Consider the following 22,030-nt stretch of genomic DNA (forward strand, 5'->3'; position numbering starts at 1 on the left):
TTGGCCAATAAGCTCACTCCCGCCCGCACAACGAAAGCCGACAGTTGAGTTCAACCCGAGATATCGACGCCCTGATCGAAATGATGGCGAAGCTACCGGGTCTCGGGCCTCGCTCGGCGCGGCGAGCCGTGCTGCATCTGATCCGCAAACGTGCGCTGTTGCTTACGCCACTTGCCGATCTGATGCAGACCGTTGCGGCGACGGCACGGGAATGCCTTAACTGCGGCAATGTCGGCACGTCTGATATCTGTGATATCTGCACCTCCGAAAAGCGGGCCAATGGTGAGCTTTGCGTGGTCGAAGACGTGGCTGATCTTTGGGCGATGGAACGGTCTTCTGTCTTCAAGGGACGCTACCACGTGCTTGGCGGGACGCTATCTGCTCTGGATGCGATCGGTCCACAGGAATTGCGTATTCCCCGTCTGATCGACCGCGTCGCCACAGAAGGTATCACAGAAGTCATTCTGGCCCTCAACGCAACCATCGACGGGCAGACCACAGCGCACTACATCGCCGATCAGCTGGACGGGCAAGTGCGTCTGACCTCGCTTGCCCAGGGTGTGCCCATTGGCGGTGAGCTGGATTATCTGGATGATGGCACGATTTCAGCAGCCATGCGTGCCCGCAAGTCGGTCTAACCAATCTCTTGAAACATCACTTCTGACAAGACGGCCGCCTGCCCCTCCCAAAGCAGACGGCCTGTTCCGACGCGACGCTGAGCGTTAGAGAACGATCACATCCAGCGGCGGAAATCCATTGAACCCAACAGAGCTGTAAGAACTGGTGTAGGCTCCACAGTTGCGGATAAGTACACGATCCCCGTCTCTTAGAGCAAGCGGAAGGTTGACGGGACGGTTCTCGTAAAGAATGTCCGCACTGTCACAGGATGGACCGGCCAGTACACAAGGGCCTGTATCGCCGCCATCATGTGGCGTTACAATCTGATAGCGGATCGCTTCACCTTCGGTCTCCGCAAGGCCGGAAAAGCGGCCAATATCCAGATAGACCCAGCGATGCATATCATCCGCGGACTTACGCGACACAAGCATTACCTCGGCTGCAATGTGACCTGCGTCTGCGACCAGACCGCGACCGGGCTCTGCCATCAGTTCAGGCACCATGCCGAAACGCGCTTCAATCGCCTCGACCACACGCGCTGCATAGCGACGGGGGGCTTCGATATGCTCACCGTAGAACGCGGGGAACCCGCCGCCGATGTTCAGCAATTGCAGATCATGACCGGCTGCACGGGCTGCGTGCCAAAGTGGCGCGACCTGATCCAGAACGGGGTTCCAGAACTCCGACTTGCGGGTCTGGGAGCCGACGTGGAAGGACAGACCGTACGCCACAAGACCCAAATCACGCGCATAGTCGAGCAGACCCGCCAATGAAGAGGCAGCACAGCCGAACTTGCGGCTCAGCGGCCAGTCGGCCAATGAATTTTCGACGATCAAGCGAATGTAGACCCGCGCTCCGGGGGCGTGTTTGGCGATTTTTTCCAGCTCTGCTTCGCTGTCGGCAGCAAACAAGGTCACGCCTACGTTGTGCGCGAATGCAACATCCGAAGCACGTTTGATCGTATTGCCGAATGAGATGTCTTCGACCCGTGCACCTTGTCCAAGGCAAAGCTCAATCTCGCCGCGCGACGCGCAGTCAAAGCCGGAACCTTTTTTAACCAGTGTGCGGATCACCTGCGGTGCTGGATTGGCTTTGACTGCGTAGTGAATGTGCGCGCGGCCAAGACCGTCGTGCAGAGCGTCGTATTTCGCCGCGATACGCGCACGGCTGACAACCAGCGTCGGGCGGTCGAAATCATTTGCTGCAATGAATGCAGCAGCAGGATCAGTATCGAATGCGAATACAGGAAGAGCGGCGCGCAATGCGCCGGTGACAGGTGCGTTCATGGTCATCTCCAAAGAGCAAGCGGGGCGGGAGCACCCCAAAGGTCATTTCAAGAGACGTTACCGTCGCTGCATAAACGCGGGTCAATCAGTATCGGAACCGACCGGCCAGAGGCGCGTGCGTTGGCGTCTGTAGGCCGCATTTACGCCAGTTTGAGATTCTTACAAGATAAAAAATGAGGGTGGGCGAAGTTTCTTTTCCACGCACGGCCAAAGAGTATGTCGGCCACAGGCAAATCGAAGGGGATATGTAGCCTAAGACCTAATCCTCGTCTTCCCAATCCGTCCCGATGGCGTCACGTTCGCGGTTCCGCTCTTCGACAATCATGCGTTTGACCGACACGTCTTCGCCGGGCTCGGCTTCACCCACAGACCCGTTAGATGCCTCTGTCCGCGCCAACGCCAGAACGAACCACATCGGAAAGTGATCCGACCCGATTTTGCGCAAGCGTGCCATTTCAACAAGCCTGAACTGCGGATCGTGGAACAAGTGGTCCAAGGGCCAGCGCATCCACGGCATGGTTGCACTGAATGTATTATAAAAGCCCCTTCCGACACGAGGGTCCAACAAGCCCGAGAGCCGTTGAAAACGCCGCGTTGTGGTAGACCATGCCACATCATTCAAGTCACCGGCGACGATTGTTGGCAAATCGTCATCTGCTGCCTCAAGGCCGATCAGCGCGATTTCGCTGTCACGCCCTTTGGTATCCTGCTCGATCACTGGCGGTTCCGGATGTACGACATAGAGCCTGAAACGCTCGCCCCCACGCAATCGCATTTCGGCACGAATGGACGGCACACCATCGGTAATCAACTCGCGCACTTCGGGGGCCGTCATCGGCAGCTTCGACATCACGCAGATGCCATAGCCACTGTCCAACGGCACATCGATCCAATGTTCGTACTCGGCTCCCAGCCCGTCCTTCAATGCATCAATCCAGTCCTGATCGACCTCGATGGAAAGCACGATGTCTGGTTTCTTTTCCCGAACCAGATCAATCAGCCGACCATAATCCCGATTGGACTTTTTCACATTCGCGGCAATGACGCTGACTGTGCGGTCCCGGTCAGACCTCAGCGGCTCTTTCGCATCGAGAGATTGACGCGACCAGATCGGCGTAAACTTGGCAATATAAATCAGGTTCACGGCCGCAATGACCAAAAGCCCGATGATCCCGTAACCTGAAAGCCATAGCGGATCAAAGAACCAAAGACCGATAGCTAAGAATATCGCCAGAACAACGTATTGCTCTTTCGGAAATTCAAAACCCCGCACCGCACCGAACTGTATTTTGCTCAGCGGTACAACTGTGCCCACCACCAGAATGATAACCAGCGTCCAAAGCAGGAACGAGTAAAGCAGGGTCACTTCAAATTATCCATTTATGTCTATGTGTTCTAACGCACGAAAAAGGCGCAAAGTTCACCTTTGCGCCTCAATACCGAAATAAAATTTAGTCTCGACCGGACATCAGGAAGATTTTTCGTCCTCGTCCACCTCGTTTTCACCGTCTGGCAGCGAAAAGAAGCTATCAGCGTCAAGGTAATCGCTGTCGGCCTTGTCGTCTTCTTCGTTCGCGTCTTCACCGGACAAGGTGAATGTTTCCAGACCTTCAATGGCTGTCGGAATCTTTGGCTCCGCTTCCATACCAAGGCTCTGCTCGGTGCTGACAAGCTTGCGACGTTCATCATCGCTCATGACTTCGCCGGCGGCTGCCTTCTTGGCGGCGGCCTTTTGAACTGCGGCGTCCAACTCGGACTGCTTACACAGGCCCAGCGCCACAGGATCAATCGGCTGAATGTTAGAGATGTTCCAGTGCGTGCGCTCACGGATCGCCTGAATCGTCGGTTTGGTCGTGCCAACCAACTTGCCAACCTGACCATCAGTCAGTTCGGGGTGGAACTTTACCAACCACAGGATTGAGGCAGGACGGTCCTGCCGCTTGGACAATGGCGTGTACCGCGGGCCGCGACGCTTTTCTTCGCCCTGTGCTGCTGCGTTGAATTTCAGCGCCAGCTTGTGCAACGGGTTTTCCTGTGCCGCGTCAATTTCTTCCTGCGTCAACTGATTGTTGGCAATCGGGTCAAATCCTTTGACGCCTTGCGCGACATCGCCGTCCGCAATGCCCTGAACTTCCAACTCGTGCATGCCGACAAAGTCAGCAACCTGCTTGAAGCTGATTGTCGTATTGTCGACCAGCCAGACGGCGGTCGCTTTGGCCATAATCGGTTTTGCCATAATGGTATCTCCTATCGAAACACAACTTTCCCGTCGCCTGAAAGGGCTGTCCCGGGGGGCCGGAACGGTTTCCATTGTCGGGGAACTTGGCGGCCTTATAGTGAGACGCGAATGATAAGGGAAGACCCAATGAAGATTCTCATGCGTGGCCTGATCGTGGCCTTGTTCGCATTTTCTGTCTCGCCTTTGCGCGCCGAAGGCGAACGCGCGGGCGACTTTGACTATTTTGTACTGTCGCTCAGCTGGTCGCCGAACTGGTGTTTGCGTGAAGGGGATGCGCGTAATTCGCCGCAATGCGATCTGGGCACAGGACATGGTTGGATCATGCACGGCTTGTGGCCACAGTTTCATCGCGGGTATCCGTCGTTTTGCAAAACCGCCAAACGCGCGCCCTCGCGCCGGATGACCGCCGAAATGGCAGATGTCATGGGCACAGGTGGTCTGGCATGGCATCAATGGCGCAAGCACGGAACCTGCACTGATCTCAGCGCCGAAGACTACTATGCACTGTCACGAGAGGCATATGCCCGCGTCAAACGTCCCGACATCTTCCGCAAACTCGACAAGGAAGTTGCCCTGCCTGCCTCCGTGGTGGAGGAAGCGTTTCTAAAGGCCAATCCTGATATGGAAGCGGATGGCATAACTGTCACCTGCGTACGCAAGCAGATACAGGAAACCCGCATCTGCCTGTCAAAAACGCTAGAACCTGTGCCCTGCGGACAGGATGTGGTCCGAGATTGCACGCTTAAACGCGCCCTCTTTGCGCCGGTGAGGTAACGCACCCCACCGGCAGCAACAGAAGCGGTCGCCCGGGATCAACCGCCGACCTTGAGTACGATTTTACCGATGTGGCCGCTGCTTTCCATCCGCGCATGGGCGTCACTGGCATTCTCAAAGGCATATTCGCTGTCCATGACCGGCGCGATGCGGCCGGTGTCCAACAATGGCCAGACTGCCTCGCGCAATTCCTGCGCAATCTGCGCCTTGGCCAGATCGCTTTGCGGACGCAAGGTTGATCCGGTCATTGTCAGGCGCTTCGTCATCAGCAGGGCAAAGTTAAGCTCGACCTTGGGGCCTTGCAGGAACGCAATCTGAACCAGCCTGCCATCTTCGGCCAAAGCGTTGATATTGCGCGGAATATAATCACCGCCCACCATATCAAGGATCAGATCGGCACCGCCTTCGGCCTTGAGCACGTCCACAAAATCCGTATCGCGGTAGTTGATTGCAGCTTCCGCTCCTAGATCGACACAGGCGGCGCATTTTTCGTCTGATCCTGCGGTCGCGAACACGCGTGCACCAAAAGCCTTGGCCAACTGAATCGCTGTTGTCCCGATGCCGGATGATCCGCCGTGTACCAGAAAACGTTCGCCTGCTTTCAGCCCGCCGCGCATAAAGACGTTGGACCAAACGGTGAAGAACGTCTCTGGAAGGCACGCGGCTTCTTTCATCCCCATACCTTTCGGGACGGGCAGGCAATGTGCAGCAGGTGTGGCCACAAATTCGGCGTACCCCCCACCGGGCAACAAGGCGCAAACCTGATCTCCGACGGACAATTCCGATACACCCTCACCCACGCTGACAACTTCACCCGACGCTTCAAGGCCGGGCAAGTCGCTGGCTGTGGGCGGTGGCGCATAGCGCCCGGCGCGTTGCAATGCATCGGGGCGGTTCACACCGGCGTAAGCAACTTTAAGAATGACCTGCCCATGCTTTGGCTCAGGCATAGGGCGCTCTACTACTTTCAGGACTTCCGGTCCGCCGGCTTCGCTGATCTCTACGGCGCGCATTGTTTTACTCATTGTTCTACCCTCCATTAGTGCTTTGGCCCGACCTTAGGTGCTAGCGAACCGAGACGCACGTCGATAGTGCAGACGTTTCTATTGCCGCAGGGGTTTGCTAGGAACGCCATGAAACAAGCAGGCGGACCTCCACAAAATGACTCTACCGTCGACATTCAGATGGCACACTGACGCTATGCTTTTTACGGGCGGCTTAGAGGTGGAGCGCGGGGACAGTGGGTTAGCCGGTTTTCAGGATATCAAATCCGATCCTGTGACGGGCATGCTGGCGCATTTGGGCACTGCCATTCAAAGCAATGCTCCGTTTTGCGTGCATTCGGGCGGCCTGCCACAGCTTGAGATGATAGAGGCAGGACAATTCGTAACCCTGACCGGAGGGACTTCGGGGAGGCCCAAGGCGTTGCGCCGCAGTCAGGCCTCGTGGATCGCAAGCTTTGAGCAGAACGCGGCCCTTTTCGAGTACTCCACTTCCGATTCGATCGCTGTTCTCGGGAGCTTGAGCCACTCGCTCGCCCTCTACGGCGTTCTTGAGGCGCTTCATCTTGGCATGGATGCGCATGTCTTGGCAGGGCTTTCGGCCAGCGACCAAATGCGGCAGATAGATGGGGCTGGGATCAGCGTTCTTTACGCGACACCAACCCAATTGCGCCTTTTGAGCCTAAGCGCACAGCCCACCCTTTCGAATGTCCGGCTGATACTATGCGGCGGCGGAATGCTGGACGCGGCGACCGAAGCAAGCATTCGAACCCTATGTCCAAACGCTGCGCTGCGCGTGTTTTATGGGGCGGCAGAGACAAGCTTCATCACTTTGTCGGATGCCCAAACCCCGCAAGGCGCTGTGGGCAAAGCCTATCCCGGTGTCACGTTACGTGTCACCGATGAGCAGGGTCGCGACAGTACCGGCACAGGAGAAGTCTGGGTGCAAAGCCCGTACCTTTTTGATGGTTACGCCCATGGGGAAAGCACGGACACAAGTTGGCGCGGTGGGTTCTTGAGTGTTGGCGAATTTGGCACGCTGGATGAATATGGCACGCTTTGGCTCAAGGGGCGCAAAGGGCGGATGGTGACAGTCGCGGATCAGACTGTTTTTCTGGAAGAGCTAGAGAGCTTCATTGCTACGGAGATTCCGGGGCGCATGACCGTGGTGCTGGCAGAGCCCGACCGGATGCGCGGTCAGCGGTTGGTTGCAGTGGTAATGGGCGGGGAAGACGCCGAAATACAGAAAAAGATAAGAACTGCGTGCACAAAGACCTTCGGGCCAATGATTGCGCCAAAGACAGTGCTATTTCATCCGGCTTTGCCATTGCTGGCGTCCGGCAAGCCTGATCTGTCTGCACTTGAGAGATGGATCGCGACGCGATGACTTCTGCATATATCATTGCAGCCTGTCGTACCGCTGTCGCCCCCCGTGGCGGGGCCTTTGCAGCGCTGGAACCGCATGCTTTAGCGGCTCCCGTTATCACCGAAGCCTTACAGCAGGCAGGATTGGCACCTGAACGTGTGGATGAGGTCATTGTCAGCAATGCACTAGGCATGGGCGGCAATCCTGCCCGTAGTGTGGCTCTGGCTTCAGGTCTTTCCACGCGCGTTGCGGGGCTAAGCATTGACCGGCAATGTGCGGGCGGTATGGATGCAGTGCTGATCGCACGTCAGATGATCTTGAGCGGCACGGCAAAGGTTGTCATTGCAGGTGGCGTCGAAAGCTATTCCAGACGACCACTCAGATCCCGCACTTTTGCAGATGGCAGGCCAGCACAGCCATACGAGCAGGCCCCCTTTACCCCCTGGCCTGATCGCGATCCGGATATGGCGGTGGCAGCAGCGCAATTGGGCAAAACGCTAGGTATTAGTCGCGCGGAGCAGGACAAATGGGCGATTGCCAGCCATGCCAAAGCCAGAGCATCTACCTTTCCCCCAAACGAAATTGTCCCGCTCAAAGGGTTGGAACATGACCCCTTCGCCCGCGAACTGACGCCCGCGCTCTGCACACGTGCCAAATCGCTTTCCGGCGATGTAACCAGCGCGAACACAGCCGTCGCAGCTGATGCGGCCGCTTTCTGCATTGTCGTTTCCGAAGACATCGCACTTGAAGCAGGACTGACCGCGGTACGCATCGTTGAAGGGGCCACACTCGGGGGTGATCCTGTCTGTCCGGGGATTGCACCCGTTGCCGCAGTCAAACACGTTCTGGCTCAGGCTGGACTGACACCAAGCGACATCAACCATGCGGAGGTGATGGAAGCCTTCGCCGTGCAGGCCATTGCCTGTATCGAGGGAACCGGCATTCACCCTGACACAGTCAACAAAGGTGGCGGCGCATTGGCTCGGGGGCATCCCATCGGAGCATCGGGCGCGATAAATACCGTCCGGTTAGTCCATGATCTGCGCCGCAATAGCGGCATTGGTCTAGCCACGATTGCAGCGGCGGGCGGGATTGCGACCGCCCTTGTTTTAAGCGCGTGACAGCAGGCTTGCCGGACGTGCGCGTGCCAGACCTGCGGTGATGACACCTGCCAGCACGACCTTGATTGCATCACCCGGCAGATACCAGCCGAGGATCGCAAATGTTTCACCAAAGCCTTTGCTCAGCACCATCATAAAGCCGAACATGCCAAAGGCATAGAGGACGAGGACGCCGCCAATTGCCGCTGCGATTGACGCCGCAACGCCCACCGACATGCGGGTCAATTGCTCCATCACAAATCCAGTTGCAAAAGCCGCGATCGGGAAGCCCACGACAAAACCAACTGTCGGGGACGCAAACACCCCAAGACCGCCGCGCCCACCGGCAAGAAGCGGCAGACCGAGTGCAACAAGAGCGACGAACAGCAATACCGCCAAGCCGCCTCGCTTGGCACCCAGCACCGTACCGCACAGCATGACACCAAGGCTTTGCGCCGTGATCGGCACACCACTGGCAAGCATCAGCGTTGGCATAAGACCAAGGGCCGCGATCAGGGCCGCGAAGACGGCGATCAGTGTAATGTCACGTTCCATGAAGCTTTTCCTTAGCTAAGTTCCGGCACTGACTAGGGCAATACATCCAGCCCTTCAACTGCAAAGCCTCAAAGTCCGCCACGTGCCCGCAAGGCTTCGGCCAGATGCTCTGCGTCATCTATCGCCAGTACGGCAAAAGGGATCAGGATGCGGGGTCCGGGCCTGTGTCTGCTCCTCGCCCGCCATGCCTGCGTCAGCATCTGGCCCTTGGCGGCAAGAACAGGCGTAAAGCGGATCACCAATGCCATCGCCAGCTCAATCCGCGAAGTTTCAACACCGAAACGGCGCAAAGGGGTCAGCAACCAGCGGACAACCGCGATCATATCACTTAACTTCGTGGTCATCGTCACCAGATTGGCCAAGGCCACGGCGGTGAGCATTCGCAGAACGATCCGAAAGCCAGCTTCAAGATCACCACTGACCAGATGCCAGATCAGGATCAGGACAACAAACGGCCAAAGCCCCGACAGCCGTCCCAAGCCGCTACGCAAGAACGCAACGCCCGGCAGGGCATAGAACAGGACCGTAGCAATGAGGAATGCCGCCTGCCATGCGAGCGCATCAGCGGCGAACAGGACTACAGTGGCAAAACAAAGCGCAGACAGCTTGATGCCCGCCCGCCAGTGGTGGGCCGCGGTTTCAACCGGCGAGGTGAGAGAGATCATCACTATCCCCGATGTGATCCATGCGCGCTTCAAACGCTGCCAAAACAGGTGCGGGATTATCGTCCTGTACGATTACACCGCTGTCAATCCAAAGCACCCGATCATAGTCGCGCAAAACATCAGGATCATGTGTGATAAGCACGAGGGTCACATCCAAGCCCGCAAGCAGCCGCGCCAATTGCTTCGTCGTCGGAATATCCAACCCCGCGAAAGGCTCGTCCAGAATGATGACAGATGGCGCCATCACAAGTACGGACATCAGGCACACCAACTGGCGCTGACCCTGTGAGAGTTGGTGGATCGCGGCCTTTGCCCAATGACTTTTGTCAAACTGGGCCAGGATTTGCGCAACGCCTTGTGCCGCCTCGTCCGCACTCTGGCCCATCTGCGTCAGACCAAACGCGATTTCCTCTTCCACAGTAGGAAAGATGATCTGGTGGTCAGGGTTCTGGAACAGAATCCCGATGCGACCCAAGGCACCTTTACGATCCCGCGCCACATCAATTCCTGCGATTTTCACGCTGCCTTCTGTTGCAGGCACCAGACCTGCCAGCACCCGTGCCAATGTCGTCTTGCCGGAGCCGTTGCGCCCGACAATCCCGATCCGGCGTTCGTTCGCATTCACCGTGATTTGAGACAACAACGTTTTGCCATCTACATGCAGCGACACATCGCGCATTGATATCAGGAATGAAGACGGAGCCATGGCACATCGCAAAGCAAGAAGACGAACTGCTGCCTAGCAGGTCAACTGCCAATGTGGAAGGGAGGGTGGATGTAGGGTCATCCCACGCTATTTGGGGGTTATGTTTTTAATCGGTCTCTCCTTCATCGCGAATATCGTCATCACAGCCGCCGTATCGCTCGGCATTTGGCGCAACCATCCCGGCATGACAGAAATCTATGGGCCCGACGCGCCCGCGCGGCGCATACTGGCGTGCATCTATACAACAATCGGCCTTATCAGCCTGTACGGATTCATTCAGATGTGCCTAGGAAACACTGAAACGGCGCGGACCATCGGCTTTACGCTGTTCCCGTTACAGATCATCTACAAGCTGATGACAGCCCGTGCTTTGTGGATCATGCATCCGGTTGTTCTGGCAAACTTGGGGGTCGCGGCCCTTCTGGCCCTGACGCTTTTGGGCGCGGTCTAGTCTTTCGGTGATGTCCACGAGCCAGGAAAATCCGCTTTGGGAAACCGTGTCGGTGCCTTTATCTGGCTCATCAACCAATTCGGACCTGTCATCAGCATATTCAGCGTCGGGCTTTTCTTGACCTGAGCTTTGATCTTTTCAATCTGCATCACGTTGTCGACCCGACGATCCAGAAACTCCCATGTTGCCGAGTGATCCTCGCTGGTGTCACCCAACCAGAACAGGACCGTCGAGGAATAGACCCCACTCAGCGTGGCCCGCTTGGTGTACCAGTTGATGTCGTCAGACGTATCACCCAGCGCTTCCCAGATTTGGTCGCTTGTCCCCCAGATCAGCTTGGCACCATCCGGCGCATACTGTGGCAGCGCAAACAGGGTGGTGCCACGCCGCACGGCCTCTTTATCGGTCACAACCTGCAAGCGGAGCTGCACGGCCCGTGCAATCCTGTCCCGAAATCGCATCTCGGTCAGGTCTTCTTCTTTCAAAGCGGCAAGCATCTGGGCATCGCCCTGATGATGGTAGGCCACGGCAAGATCAACCGCACCTCGGGGACAGACAGCCCGAGCCACTGTGGCGTCGACGCCGGTGTCCTCGATCGCGGCCTTGAACGTCGCTTCGGACCAGCCGTCGAACGGCACATGTGACAATGCGGCATCGAGCAGTTGTTGCTTGGGATCAGTCATCTTGCACTCCATTCCATCGCTGCCGAGAGACTCGACAATCGGTTCTGATGTTGATATAGGCCAATTTCCTGCAAATCCTTGCAACTTTATCTAGAAAGGTGGTGAAAACCACATGCAGGTTAGTGTTCGTGACAATAACGTCGATCAGGCCCTTCGGGCTCTGAAGAAAAAGCTACAGCGCGAAGGTGTGTTTCGTGAAATGAAGCTCAAGCAGCATTTCGAGAAACCATCCGAGAAAAAAGCGCGCGAAAAAGCTGAAGCGATCCGCCGGTCCCGTAAGTTGGCCCGGAAGAAACTCCAGCGCGAAGGCATGATGTAAATCATCCTCAGCTTTGCTGAAACTATAGAACCCCCTTGGCCAAACAGCCTTGGGGGTTTTTTCATCGCAGCTTCGCTACCTGCCTGATGGTGTGAAGTTGGGTTTCTAAAAATTCGTGTGTCCATCCTTGTTCACCCCACCGGAAGGGCCGTCGTCTTGAATACTGTGCGCAGTGCAAAGCTTGACTGCATCCCCTGCACACCCGGCAAACGCGCAAGATATTGGCGGTGGATACGGGCGAAGTCTTCAGTGTTCTCGGCCACCACTTTAAGCAGGTAATCCGCCGAGCCTGCCATGAGATGGCATTCCAGCACATCCGGAATGCGTGCGACTGACTTCTCGAACGCATCAAGAATTTCATCCGCCTGACCGCGCAAGGTGATCTCGACAAAAACGGTGGTCGGGACATTCAGCTTGCGTGCGTCCAGCAGCGCGACATAATCCTTGATGTATCCGTCTTTCTCCATCCGTTGCACACGCCTGTGGCATGCGGAAGGGGACAAATGAACATCATCGGACAGCTCCCCGTTCGACATCCGGCCATTGCGCTGAAGCGCTCTAAGGATACGCCGATCAATCTCATCAAGGCTCATTGGCGCATAAATCTCGCGTTCGGTATCATTATCTCGCAAGACTATCCCGACTTAAGCCTCAAGCGCCACGATAATTCGCAACCCTTTGCATCGAGAATTGCCTAAATATGAGGCGAAACGCGAACAGGAGGATGCGCGCAATGAAAATCGGTTGCCCGAAAGAGATCAAGCCACAGGAATTCCGTGTCGGGATGACACCCAGCGCAGCATTGGAGGCGGTAAACGCCGGTCATGAGGTTATCATTCAGGCAGGCGCAGGAACCGGCGCAGGTTTCGAAGACAGCGATTACGTGGCTGCCGGTGCGACCATCATTGATACCCCCGAAGAGATTTTCGCCGCCGCCGATATGATCGTGAAAGTAAAAGAGCCTCAAGCCGTTGAGCGCAAGATGCTGCGTGAGGGCCAAGTGTTGTTCACATATCTCCACCTTGCGCCCGATCCTGAACAGACACGCGACCTGATGGAATCCGGCGCAACGTGCATTGCTTATGAAACCGTCACGGACCGCAATGGCGGCCTGCCATTGCTCGCACCGATGTCAGAAGTGGCAGGCCGTCTGGCACCACAGGTCGGCGCATGGACCTTGCAAAAGGCGAACGGTGGCCGCGGCGTTCTCATGGGCGGTGTACCGGGTGTCGGTCCGGCCAATGTCATGGTGATTGGCGGTGGTGTTGTCGGAACACATGCGGCAAAAATCGCTGCGGGGATGGGCGCTGATGTGACCGTGCTTGACCGCTCGTTGCCGCGCATGCGCTATCTGGACGATGTTTTTGGCGGGACGTTTAAAACACGCTACGCCTCTGCCCAGAACACAATCGAGCTGGCCCGAGAAGCCGACCTTATTATTGGTGCCGTGCTTATTCCCGGTGCAGCAGCACCCAAACTGATATCCAAAGCGCAACTGTCCGAGCTGAAACCGGGGGCCGCGTTGGTTGACGTTGCAATCGATCAGGGTGGTTGCTTTGAGACATCCAAGGCCACAACGCATCAGGATCCGATTTATGACGTCGACGGGATCATGCATTACTGCGTGGCGAACATGCCGGGTGCTGTTGCACGCACTTCGACGATCGCACTTGGCAACGCGACGATGCCCTTCATGCTGGATCTTGCCAACAAAGGCTGGCGCGAAGCCTGTAGCGATGACGAGCACCTGTTGAATGGCCTTAACGTCCATGCTGGCAAGCTGACGTATCATGCCGTTGGCAAAGCCCTTGGCATCGACGTGCTGTCACCCAAGCTTGCGCTGAAGGCATAAAAAACGGTCTGGGTCGGGCATCGCTGCCCGATCCATGTTGTCTTACGCAACCTTTGCGGAGACCGCGCGGATCAGCGCCAAAGCGTCAGGCGGCGGTGCCTGTTCGATCCGGCGATAATCAGATCCGTCCGGGTTGCGCGACACCAGCTTCATTCCGATCAGACTCCGTCTCAGCAGGGCGGCATCATCAAACCGGTGAAGCTGATTCAGTACACCGTTGACCTGTCGTTCTTGCATGACCTCGTCCGAGGGCAAATGAGACCAAAGCACCCAAAGGCATAGCTCCTGAACGTACCTCTTCGATGGCCAACGAACGAGCGTTCCGTCAGTATCAAACTGTTGCAAACATTTCTCGATGCGGGCGTAGTCAACTGCGCCGGACGTAACAGTATCCAACCTGATGCGGGCCGTATCAGAGGCGCGCAGATGCTGATAGTTCCGGAACCCCGCAGCCCGTGCGAGCATATTGAGCAATCCCAGATGGGAGGGTAAATCCCCCGATTCTTTCAGCTGCTTTAGCAGATTGCGTGAAAACGGGGACATATCCGCGACAACCAGCGGAATACATTCTTTAGACATATCTTTCCTCAAACGCCGCAGAGAGTATCGTTGGTCGCTGACTTAACGGATGCGGCATTGATGTGATGTCTCAATGATGCAAATAAGGCAGCTTTAGCTTTCCATAGAGGAACAGCGACGCCTGGGTGCTTGCCAACCTGACGCAAGATACCTTGATGACGGAAGGACAGGCAACAAAAAAGCCCGTCACGAGGACGGGCTTTCCAGTTAGTTCTTGCAAGTGCGCTACAGTTTAGCGGCTTTTTGCAAGCGAGTCGCGGATTTCCAGCAGAACATCAAGCTCGGAAGGACCGGTTTCGACTTCTGGTGCAACCTCATCAGGGCCTTCTGCTTCGGCTTTTACGCGGTTCACCATCTTAACCAGCATGAACACCACAAATGCGATGATCAGGAAGTTGATGATCGCCATGATGAATGCACCGTAGGCAAAGATTGACCCGCCAGCTTCGCGAGCCGCTTCCAGTGAAGCGCCCTCTGGCACATCGCCGCCAAGTACGGCGTAGTTGTTTGTGAAGTCGATGCCGCCGGAAACCAGACCGATGATCGGGTTGATCAAATCGCCGACCAACGACGTAACGATCGCCGTGAATGCCGCGCCGATGATGATACCAACAGCCATGTCCATGACATTGCCCTTGGCGATGAAGTCTTTAAATTCTTGAATCATTTTTCGTCCCTTTGATTGGGCGCAGGACCTTTATCAATCATGGTCCGTTCGCCGATGCACAGGTCTTAGCACATAGGAGCGAAGTAAGAAGGCTGTTTCTGAGGGGAAAAACGACTATGTAATCCCCTAAGTCCAAAGGAGCATATCAATGGCCGATCTTTCTGCGTTCCCGATCACCAAGCGGTGGCCGGCACAAAACCCCGAAATCCTGCAACTTTATTCCTTTCCGACACCAAACGGGGTCAAGGCATCTATCGCTTTGGAAGAAATGGGCATCGCCTATGAGGCCCATAAGGTCACCCTGTCTGATGCCGATGTCAAAAGCGCGGAGTTCCTATCGCTTAATCCGAACAACAAAATCCCGGCGATTGTTGATCCTAATGGTCCGGGGGGCGCACCTATCGGGCTGTTCGAATCCGGTGCGATCCTGATTTATCTGGCTGAAAAGTCAGGGCAATTTTTTGGCTCCGACGCCGCCGAGAAAGCCCAGATTACACAATGGTTGATGTTCCAGATGGGCGGGCTTGGCCCGATGCTTGGGCAGCTTGGTTTCTTCTACAAATTCGCAGGTTCCGAATGGGACGACAAGCGCCCCCAGGAACGCTATATCGCCGAGGCCAAGCGCCTCTTGGCCGTTCTGAACCTCGAATTGGCGGGCAAAGACTGGATTGCCGGAAACTACTCCATCGCTGATATGGCGATCGCACCTTGGTTGCGTGCCCTCGATTTCTACGGTGCCAAAGAGGCCGTCGAGTGGGAAGACCACACGAATCTGGTGGATTATCTTGACCGGTTTACGAGCCGTCCTGCCGTGCAAAAAGGTCTGGTTACGCCGCCGCGCGACTGATTTCATGCGGGCTGTCGGTACGCTCCGGCCTGTCAGGCCCGCATTTCGTCCGCGATCTTCTCAGCGATCATGATCGTCGGCGCGTTCGTATTGCCGCCAATCAGACGCGGCATGATAGACGCATCAACGACGCGCAACCCGTCCACACCGCGCACGCGTGCCTGTAGATCAACCACTGCCGCATCATCGGTGCCCATTTTGCAGGTGCCAACCGGATGATAAATCGTATCAGCGCGTTTCCGGATGTCCGCTTCAAGGGCGATATCACTACCGTCATGGGCATAAAGCTGTTTGCCACGCCACGGTGATAGCGGTGCGGCGGTCAATATCTGTTCCATTTGCCGCGCCCCCTTCATAAGTGTCTGCAGATCGGCGGGATCAGACAGATATTGCGGATCAATGCGTGGTGCATCGCTTGGGCGGGCAGAGTTCAACCCGACGGATCCACGCGACTGTGGCCGCAACACGCAAACGTGGCAGGAAAATCCGTGTGCCAAATGGATTTTGCGCATATGATCATCGACGATGCCCACGACAAAATGAAGCTGCAGATCGGGTCGGTCCTGCGACGGATCGGACTTCATGAATGCCCCACCTTCGGCGAAGGGTGTGGCAAAGGGACCTGTCCCATCCTTACGCCAGCGCCAACCATCACGCGCAAGTTGCCAAAGCCCCTTTGGGCCCAGTCCCACAACATCGTCTCGTTTGGAATGATAGCTCATCACATAGTCCAGATGATCCTGCAGATTCTGCCCCACTGAAGGCAGATCATGCCGGACAGCGATGCCCTGTGCGTTCAACTCGTCCCGTGGGCCAATGCCGCTCAGCATCAAAAGCTGCGGTGATCCAAATGCGCCAGCGCTCAGAATGACTTCTTTACCTGCCTCGATCTTCTTGATCTGCCCGCTGTGCCGCACTTCGACCGCTGTTGCGCGACCGTTTTCCAGTACAATTCTTTGCGCCTGCGCTTTTGTCAGTATCGTCAGGTTTGGCCTGTGCCGCACGTCGCGGTGCAGGTAGGCCGCTGCGGCACTGCACCGCTCTCCGCGCGCGGGTCCCTCATGAAACTGCGTCACCTGATAGTGACCTGCACCTTCTTGCGTGGGACCATTAAAATCGGTGTTGTAGCGCACTTGTTGTTCGCCTGCGGCGTCAATGAACGCCTGCGTTATCGCGCGAGGTGCAGATTGATCAGCGACCTGAAGCGGCCCCCCTGCGCCGTGAAGTTCATCCCCGCCGCGAAGATTCCCTTCGGATTTCTTGAAATAGGGTAAGACCGACGCCCAATCCCAACCGTCACACCCCAGATCCGCCCAATCATCATAATCCTGTTGGTGCCCGCGCACATAAAGCATCGCGTTTATTGCGGACGAACCGCCCAACGCTTTGCCCCGTGGTTGGTACCCACGCCGCCCGTTTAACCCCGGTTGCGGAACTGTCTGATAGGCCCAGTTATTAATTTTGGGACGGCCGGAGATCATCGCCGCAACCAATGCAGGTGCGCGGATCAAAAGGTCACGCCCCTGCCCGCCTGCTTCAATCAAACAAACCGAAACGCCCGCATCTTCTGAGAGCCGCGCGGCCATGACACAGCCCGCAGATCCCCCGCCGATAATCACGTAGTCATATTTCATCGCCAAGCCCCCCAAAGTTGCAACAAGGCTATGCTCGGCACGACGCAAATGCAAAGCCGGAGGCCACGCGTGATAAGCTACGCGCGATCACTACCGAGTTACGCTTAGCTCGGGAGCGATCCTGTCAGAACGTATTTCAGGATCTGAACCACCTGCGCGGGTTCACGCGCGACGGCCAAAGCTGCGGCGTCTACCTCTTTCAAGGCATGTGCATGGTCTGGGCCATGCAAGATAACGAGCGACTTCCCCAGTGCTGCAGCATAGCCTGCGTCAAACGCCGCATTCCATTGTTTGTACTGATCGCCGAAACGCACGACCACAATATCGGCATCCTCTATCCCCTTGCGGGTGCGGATCGCATTCATCTGCGCCCCCTTGCGATCATGCCAGAACTTGTCGCCTTCCGGTCCAAGGATCGCCACACCACAATCATCGCTGGCCGCATGATCTGTCACCGGAGCACTAAATGACACATCCAAACCTTTTGCCCCGTCAATGATCTGCTCGCGCCAATCCGTATGAATCTCACCTGACAAATAGACTTTCATTGTGACGTACTCCTTTTTCAATCCGCCTAAGTTAGCGCGTTGTCCCCGACCGTCTATGGCTTACGCGCTACGATGTAGCGGCTCATCGCCGGATTATTGCTTGTCTCGATAATCTCCAGACCGGCACCGATGATCAATGCCTCCAACTCCTGAAAGGTCAGAAACTGGACGAAAGGCGCCTTGCGGAAAAATTGCATGACGGGGATCAGCGCCCGGAATGCGAAACGCTTGATCCCAATGGACGGATCGTTAAGGCACGGGGTCTTGCTGATAAACAGGCTGCCTTGCTCCATTTCACGCGCCATAGTTTGCAGTATCTCGTCCAACCCCTCGGTCAGGTGCAATACGTTAAACCCCGTCACCACGTCGTATGCTTTGGCCCCGCGCACTGCGTCCAATGCGCCGGCAACCTGGAAGGATACATTGGTCACGTCCTGTGCCGCGGCTTTCTCTGTCGCAATACGGACCATCTGCGAAGATATGTCACTGCCAGTCACCGCCTGAACATCTTCCGCCAGCAAAAGCGCGGTCGACCCAGTGCCGCAACCGATCTCCAGAAGGCGTGTCTCTGCACTCAGGTAACTGCGGGTCCGCTCCAACGTATACTCATACGCTTCCACATCCCGGATCTGACTGGCCGCGTATTTATCGGCAATTTTATCCCAAAACTCTGCTGTCTGTTTCATAATAATCTCCTTTACGAACCTACCTACAGGCGCATGAAAAACCGGTAAATTGACGAAATCTGCAACTTATATATACGTTTTTGTATGGAACTCACTCAACTCGACTGGAACCTGCTACGCGCGTTTCATGCCACAGCAGAACACGGCACCCTGTCGGGTGCTGCCCGCGCGCTCGGGCTGACGCAACCGACACTCAGCCGCCAAATCGCATCCCTAGAGGATAAACTGGCCATCATGTTGTTTGAACGTGACGGCAGGCGGCTCTCGCTAACAGGCTCCGGTCGGGAATTACTCTCTCATGTGCAGGAGATGGGTCAAGCCGCGAACCGCCTCGCCCTGACCGCGAGCGGACAACGCTCCGGGCTGAAGGGGTTGGTGCGGATCACTGCGAGTGATGTGTCCTCAGCGCACTATCTGCCCGATATCGTTCGGGAAATCCGGATGCGCGCGCCACAAATTACCGTCGAAATCGTGGCAGATGACGACATTCGAAACCTTCTAGCACGCGAGGCCGATATCGCCCTGCGCCATGTACGCCCCGAACATCCAAACCTCGTCGCACGGCTGCTTCAGAGCAAGGCGGGGTATTTCTTTGCCGCGACAAGCTATCTGAATGCTCGCGGTCGCCCAAAGAACGTGAATGACCTTACGCAACACGATTGGATCGCCATGGGTGAGGTTGCACGTATGCACGCGTACATGATCGGAATGGGCATACCTATTACCCCGGAAAATTTCAAAAGCATTTCAGCAAACGGTTTGGTTGCGTGGGAAATGTGCAAAGCGGGATTAGGCATTTGCCCGATGGCAGAAGACTTCGCCGTCACTGCGCCTCAGGTTGAGCGCGTGTTGCCAGAGCTTCTGAACGTGACCTATCCGGTCTGGCTGGTCACGCACCGCGAAATTCACACCAGCCCGCGTATCAGGCTGGTGTTCGATATGCTTGCGGAAGCGTTATCCTAAAATTCGCAAACAGGCGATGAGGGTGAGCGGGGCTTATCCGAGCTACCCTCTCAAAACACCGCCCGTCGCTTTGGTGACTTTCTCGATAACCTTGGCCCCGACCGCTTCGATATCAGCGTCTTTGAGGGTTTCGCCTTTAGGCTGCAACCGTACCGTGATCGCCAGAGACTTCTTGTCTTCTCCCAAGCTGCCACCGATGAATTCATCGAAAACACGGACTTCGTCGATCAGCGTTTTGTCCGCACCCATCGCTGCATTAACCAGTGTCAGCGCTTCAACGCCCGCATCCACTACGAAAGCAAAGTCACGTTCGACCGCCTGCAAATCGCTGATTTGCAACGCAGCCCGCGTTGCACCGGATTTGCGGGGCAGAGGCACTTCGTCAGGCCAGAGGGTAAAGGCCATTGCAGGCCCTTTCACATCCATCGCTGCCAGAATCTTCGGATGCACTTCGCCGTAGATGCCCAGAACCTTTTTCGGCCCAAGACAGATTTTGCCGTGGCGTCCGGGGTGCCAGCCATCATCTGCACCCCGAAGGATTTGCACCTTGGCAGGTGCGCCCAAGGCAGCCAGCGCCGCCTCTGCGTCCGCCTTCACGTCATAGACATCAACAGGTCGCGATGCGCCGTGGACGTCCTTTGGCCCCGTGCGCCCAATCAGAAGGCCGGAAACCAGGCTGTGCTGTTCGCCCGGCTCTCCCCCTTGAAATGCAGGTCCGACTTCGAACAACGCCATATCAGCAAAGCCACGCGCCTGATTGCGGGCTGCAGCCTGCAAGAGACCCGGCAACAAAGCAGGGCGCATGTGGCTCATATCCGCACTAATCGGGTTTTCCAGACGTGTTTCATCTGTCCCACCGCCGAACAGGGCCGCCGAGGCCTGATCAATAAAGCTGTAGGTGACACATTCGTTGTAGCCCAGCGCCGCGACCGCACGGCGGGCAGCTGTGATGCGCCGCTGCTGTGGCGACAAAATCGGGCGCGGAACGCCATCAGACAGCCGTGGCAGTGGCACACCTTCAAGCTTTGTCAGGGACGCAATACGCGCCACCTCTTCGACCAGATCGGCAGAGCCCTGAACATCGGGACGCCAGCTTGGCACATGCGCCATGTCGCCTTTGATCTCGAATCCCAGCGCTGTGAGCGTCTCGCGCTGGGTTTCGGCAGGAATGGTCATGCCGACCAAAGATTGCACGCGGTCGGTATCCAGCTTGTAGGCGCGTGATGTATCGGGAATTGAACCCGCCACGACAACCTCAGACGCTTCGCCACCCGCGTGATCAAGGATCATTCGCGTGGCATGTTCGATCCCATGTGGGGTCCATGCCGGATCAATGCCGCGTTCGAACCGGTACCGCGCATCCGAGTTGATCTTGAGCGCGCGTCCGGTATAGGCCGTGCGCACCGTGTCGAAATAAGCCGCTTCAAGAAACACATTGGTGGTCTCTTCGGTACAACCGGTGGACAAACCGCCCATAATGCCGCCGATGCTCTCAACGCTGTTTGCATCCGAGATCAGCGTCATACCTTCATCAAAAGTATATTCCTTCTCATCCAGCGCCATCAGGGTCTCACCCCCCTTGGCGCGGTGAATGCGCAGGGCGTTGCCCGCAATCTTGTCCGCATCAAAGACGTGCAAAGGCCGGTTGCGGTCGTAGGTGAAGAAATTGGTCACATCGACCAGAAACGAAATCGGACGCAACCCAATCGCCCGCAGCGCATCCTGAAGCCACGCGGGGCTTGGCCCGTTTTTCACCCCCTTGATCACGCGACCGTAAAATACCGGACATTGATCCAGCGTATCCTCGTCAATCGTGACAGTGATCGGACAGGGGAATGTGCCTGTAACCGGCTCTACATCACGCGCCTTCAGAGTGCCCAAACCACGTGCCGCCAGATCGCGCGCGATGCCGCGCACGCCCAGTGCGTCGGGCCGGTTCGGCGTGATCGCAATTTCAATGACCGGATCAACCTTGGCCGGATCGTTTGCCGCCAGCCAGTCAACAAAGGACTGGCCCACCTCACCAGAGGGCAGCTCGATGATGCCGTCGTGCTCTTCGGACAGCTCCATCTCGCGCTCTGATGCCATCATGCCAAAGCTCTCGACACCACGGATTTTGCCGACACCGATGGTGGTATCAATGCCCGGCACGTAAACGCCCGGCTTGGCGACAACCACGGTAATGCCCGCGCGGGCGTTCGGTGCGCCGCAGATGATCTGCATCACGCCTTCGTCCGTCTCTACCTGACAGACGTTCAAGCGATCCGCATCTGGATGTTTCTCGGCGGACTTCACATAGCCGATGGTAAAATCACGCAGTTTCGCCCCGCGATCCTCAACCCCTTCGACTTCCAGTCCAAGGTCGGTCAACGTCTCGCAAATCTCTTCGACAGAGGCCTGCGTGTCCAAATGGTCTTTGAGCCATGACAGCGTGAATTTCATGGGATGTCCCTCGTGCAAATGCGTAGGCTGTCGGTATCGCCAAATGCGC

General features: G+C 56.6%; 24 protein-coding genes. 9 read left to right on the plus strand and 15 right to left on the minus strand.

All coding sequences use genetic code 11. From position 1 onward, the window contains the following. Positions 1-44 precede the first annotated feature (44 nt). Entirely contained in the window at positions 45-638 is a 594-nt protein-coding gene (recR, locus tag Z946_RS0106215; RefSeq protein ID WP_025054863.1) for a recombination mediator RecR, read from the plus strand. Positions 639-722: 84 nt separating this feature from the next. On the opposite strand, the gene Z946_RS0106220 is transcribed toward recR, so the two are convergent. From Z946_RS0106220 to Z946_RS0106230, 3 genes are all read right to left on the minus strand, one after another. Further along, entirely contained in the window at positions 723-1,910 is a 1,188-nt protein-coding gene (locus Z946_RS0106220; protein WP_025054864.1) for a type III PLP-dependent enzyme, read from the minus strand. Positions 1,911-2,163: 253 nt separating this feature from the next. Continuing rightward, positions 2,164-3,270: an endonuclease/exonuclease/phosphatase family protein gene (locus Z946_RS0106225; protein ID WP_037969080.1), complete on the minus strand. Its 1,107-nt coding sequence runs from the start codon at positions 3,268-3,270 to the stop codon at positions 2,164-2,166. 102 nt (positions 3,271-3,372) lie between these two features. Then, a complete protein-coding gene (locus Z946_RS0106230; protein ID WP_025054866.1) occupies positions 3,373-4,140 on the minus strand; it encodes a DUF1013 domain-containing protein in 768 nt (255 codons plus the stop codon). A 141-nt stretch (positions 4,141-4,281) separates the two neighbouring features. On the opposite strand from Z946_RS0106230, the gene Z946_RS0106235 reads away from it, so the two are divergent. Then, entirely contained in the window at positions 4,282-4,917 is a 636-nt protein-coding gene (locus tag Z946_RS0106235; RefSeq protein WP_025054867.1) for a ribonuclease T2 family protein, read from the plus strand. Between the two features lie 38 nt (positions 4,918-4,955). On the opposite strand, the gene Z946_RS0106240 is transcribed toward Z946_RS0106235, so the two are convergent. Further along, on the minus strand, positions 4,956-5,942 hold the full coding sequence (locus tag Z946_RS0106240) for an NAD(P)H-quinone oxidoreductase (protein ID WP_025054868.1): 987 nt from the start codon (positions 5,940-5,942) through the stop codon (positions 4,956-4,958). A 175-nt stretch (positions 5,943-6,117) separates the two neighbouring features. Here Z946_RS0106240 and Z946_RS0106245 point away from each other — a divergent pair, with 175 nt between their 5' ends. Continuing rightward, positions 6,118-7,305, plus strand: coding sequence for an AMP-binding protein (locus Z946_RS0106245; RefSeq protein WP_025054869.1), 1,188 nt, complete (start codon positions 6,118-6,120; stop codon positions 7,303-7,305). Beyond that, positions 7,302-8,405 (plus strand): thiolase family protein, encoded by a 1,104-nt coding sequence (locus Z946_RS0106250; protein WP_025054870.1) that lies wholly within the window; start codon positions 7,302-7,304, stop codon positions 8,403-8,405. Before Z946_RS0106245 ends, Z946_RS0106250 begins: the two co-directional genes overlap by 4 nt. On the opposite strand, the gene Z946_RS0106255 is transcribed toward Z946_RS0106250, so the two are convergent. The 3 genes from Z946_RS0106255 to Z946_RS0106265 all read right to left on the minus strand — a co-directional run bounded on the left by Z946_RS0106255 (position 8,394) and on the right by Z946_RS0106265 (position 10,310). Then, a complete protein-coding gene (locus Z946_RS0106255; RefSeq protein ID WP_025054871.1) occupies positions 8,394-8,939 on the minus strand; it encodes a biotin transporter BioY in 546 nt (181 codons plus the stop codon). The genes Z946_RS0106250 and Z946_RS0106255 overlap by 12 nt on opposite strands. Positions 8,940-9,007: 68 nt before the next feature. Then, positions 9,008-9,604, minus strand: a complete 597-nt coding sequence (locus tag Z946_RS0106260) for an energy-coupling factor transporter transmembrane component T family protein (RefSeq protein WP_025054872.1) — start codon at positions 9,602-9,604, stop codon at positions 9,008-9,010. Continuing rightward, positions 9,579-10,310: an energy-coupling factor ABC transporter ATP-binding protein gene (locus Z946_RS0106265; protein WP_025054873.1), complete on the minus strand. Its 732-nt coding sequence runs from the start codon at positions 10,308-10,310 to the stop codon at positions 9,579-9,581. The genes Z946_RS0106260 and Z946_RS0106265 overlap by 26 nt, the downstream gene beginning before the upstream one ends. Positions 10,311-10,410: 100 nt before the next feature. Between Z946_RS0106265 and Z946_RS0106270 the strand changes: the two genes are divergently transcribed. After that, a complete protein-coding gene (locus Z946_RS0106270; RefSeq protein ID WP_025054874.1) occupies positions 10,411-10,761 on the plus strand; it encodes a hypothetical protein in 351 nt (116 codons plus the stop codon). Here Z946_RS0106270 and Z946_RS0106275 read toward each other — a convergent pair. After that, positions 10,758-11,444, minus strand: coding sequence for a COQ9 family protein (locus Z946_RS0106275; RefSeq protein ID WP_241461306.1), 687 nt, complete (start codon positions 11,442-11,444; stop codon positions 10,758-10,760). The genes Z946_RS0106270 and Z946_RS0106275 overlap by 4 nt on opposite strands. 112 nt (positions 11,445-11,556) lie before the next feature. On the opposite strand from Z946_RS0106275, the gene rpsU reads away from it, so the two are divergent. Then, positions 11,557-11,763, plus strand: a complete 207-nt coding sequence (rpsU, locus tag Z946_RS0106280; protein ID WP_005851231.1) for a 30S ribosomal protein S21 — start codon at positions 11,557-11,559, stop codon at positions 11,761-11,763. Between the two features lie 131 nt (positions 11,764-11,894). Here rpsU and Z946_RS0106285 read toward each other — a convergent pair whose 3' ends face one another. Beyond that, positions 11,895-12,356: an Lrp/AsnC family transcriptional regulator gene (locus Z946_RS0106285; RefSeq protein WP_025054876.1), complete on the minus strand. Its 462-nt coding sequence runs from the start codon at positions 12,354-12,356 to the stop codon at positions 11,895-11,897. Between the two features lie 140 nt (positions 12,357-12,496). On the opposite strand from Z946_RS0106285, the gene ald reads away from it, so the two are divergent. Beyond that, the gene (gene ald, locus Z946_RS0106290; protein ID WP_025054877.1) at positions 12,497-13,615 is read left to right on the plus strand and encodes an alanine dehydrogenase; all 1,119 of its coding nucleotides are present in this window, start codon (positions 12,497-12,499) and stop codon (positions 13,613-13,615) included. A 42-nt stretch (positions 13,616-13,657) separates the two neighbouring features. Here ald and Z946_RS0106295 read toward each other — a convergent pair whose 3' ends face one another. Next, positions 13,658-14,194: a DUF2087 domain-containing protein gene (locus Z946_RS0106295; protein WP_025054878.1), complete on the minus strand. Its 537-nt coding sequence runs from the start codon at positions 14,192-14,194 to the stop codon at positions 13,658-13,660. Positions 14,195-14,426: 232 nt separating this feature from the next. After that, positions 14,427-14,861 carry a large conductance mechanosensitive channel protein MscL gene (gene mscL / locus Z946_RS0106300; RefSeq protein WP_025054879.1) on the minus strand — a complete coding sequence of 145 codons (435 nt, stop codon included), beginning with the start codon at positions 14,859-14,861 and terminating at the stop codon, positions 14,427-14,429. A 148-nt stretch (positions 14,862-15,009) separates the two neighbouring features. Between mscL and Z946_RS0106305 the strand changes: the two genes are divergently transcribed. Then, positions 15,010-15,708, plus strand: coding sequence for a glutathione S-transferase family protein (locus tag Z946_RS0106305; protein ID WP_025054880.1), 699 nt, complete (start codon positions 15,010-15,012; stop codon positions 15,706-15,708). Between the two features lie 32 nt (positions 15,709-15,740). Here the strand turns inward: Z946_RS0106305 and Z946_RS20480 are convergent, their stop codons facing one another. The 3 genes from Z946_RS20480 to Z946_RS0106320 form a co-directional block, all read right to left on the minus strand. Continuing rightward, complete coding sequence (locus tag Z946_RS20480) at positions 15,741-17,342, minus strand: GMC family oxidoreductase (protein ID WP_037969082.1); 1,602 nt, start codon at positions 17,340-17,342, stop codon at positions 15,741-15,743. Between the two features lie 104 nt (positions 17,343-17,446). Beyond that, on the minus strand, positions 17,447-17,890 hold the full coding sequence (locus Z946_RS0106315; protein ID WP_025054881.1) for a YtoQ family protein: 444 nt from the start codon (positions 17,888-17,890) through the stop codon (positions 17,447-17,449). 53 nt (positions 17,891-17,943) lie between these two features. Then, positions 17,944-18,576: a class I SAM-dependent methyltransferase gene (locus tag Z946_RS0106320; RefSeq protein ID WP_025054882.1), complete on the minus strand. Its 633-nt coding sequence runs from the start codon at positions 18,574-18,576 to the stop codon at positions 17,944-17,946. An 84-nt stretch (positions 18,577-18,660) separates the two neighbouring features. Between Z946_RS0106320 and Z946_RS0106325 the strand changes: the two genes are divergently transcribed. Further along, positions 18,661-19,539, plus strand: coding sequence for a LysR family transcriptional regulator (locus Z946_RS0106325; protein ID WP_025054883.1), 879 nt, complete (start codon positions 18,661-18,663; stop codon positions 19,537-19,539). 42 nt (positions 19,540-19,581) lie between these two features. Here Z946_RS0106325 and pheT read toward each other — a convergent pair whose 3' ends face one another. Next, positions 19,582-21,981 (minus strand): phenylalanine--tRNA ligase subunit beta, encoded by a 2,400-nt coding sequence (gene pheT / locus Z946_RS0106330; protein WP_025054884.1) that lies wholly within the window; start codon positions 21,979-21,981, stop codon positions 19,582-19,584. Positions 21,982-22,030: the final 49 nt, after the last annotated feature.

Source organism: Sulfitobacter noctilucicola (genome assembly GCF_000622385.1).
In the GTDB taxonomy this organism is placed as follows: domain Bacteria; phylum Pseudomonadota; class Alphaproteobacteria; order Rhodobacterales; family Rhodobacteraceae; genus Sulfitobacter; species Sulfitobacter noctilucicola.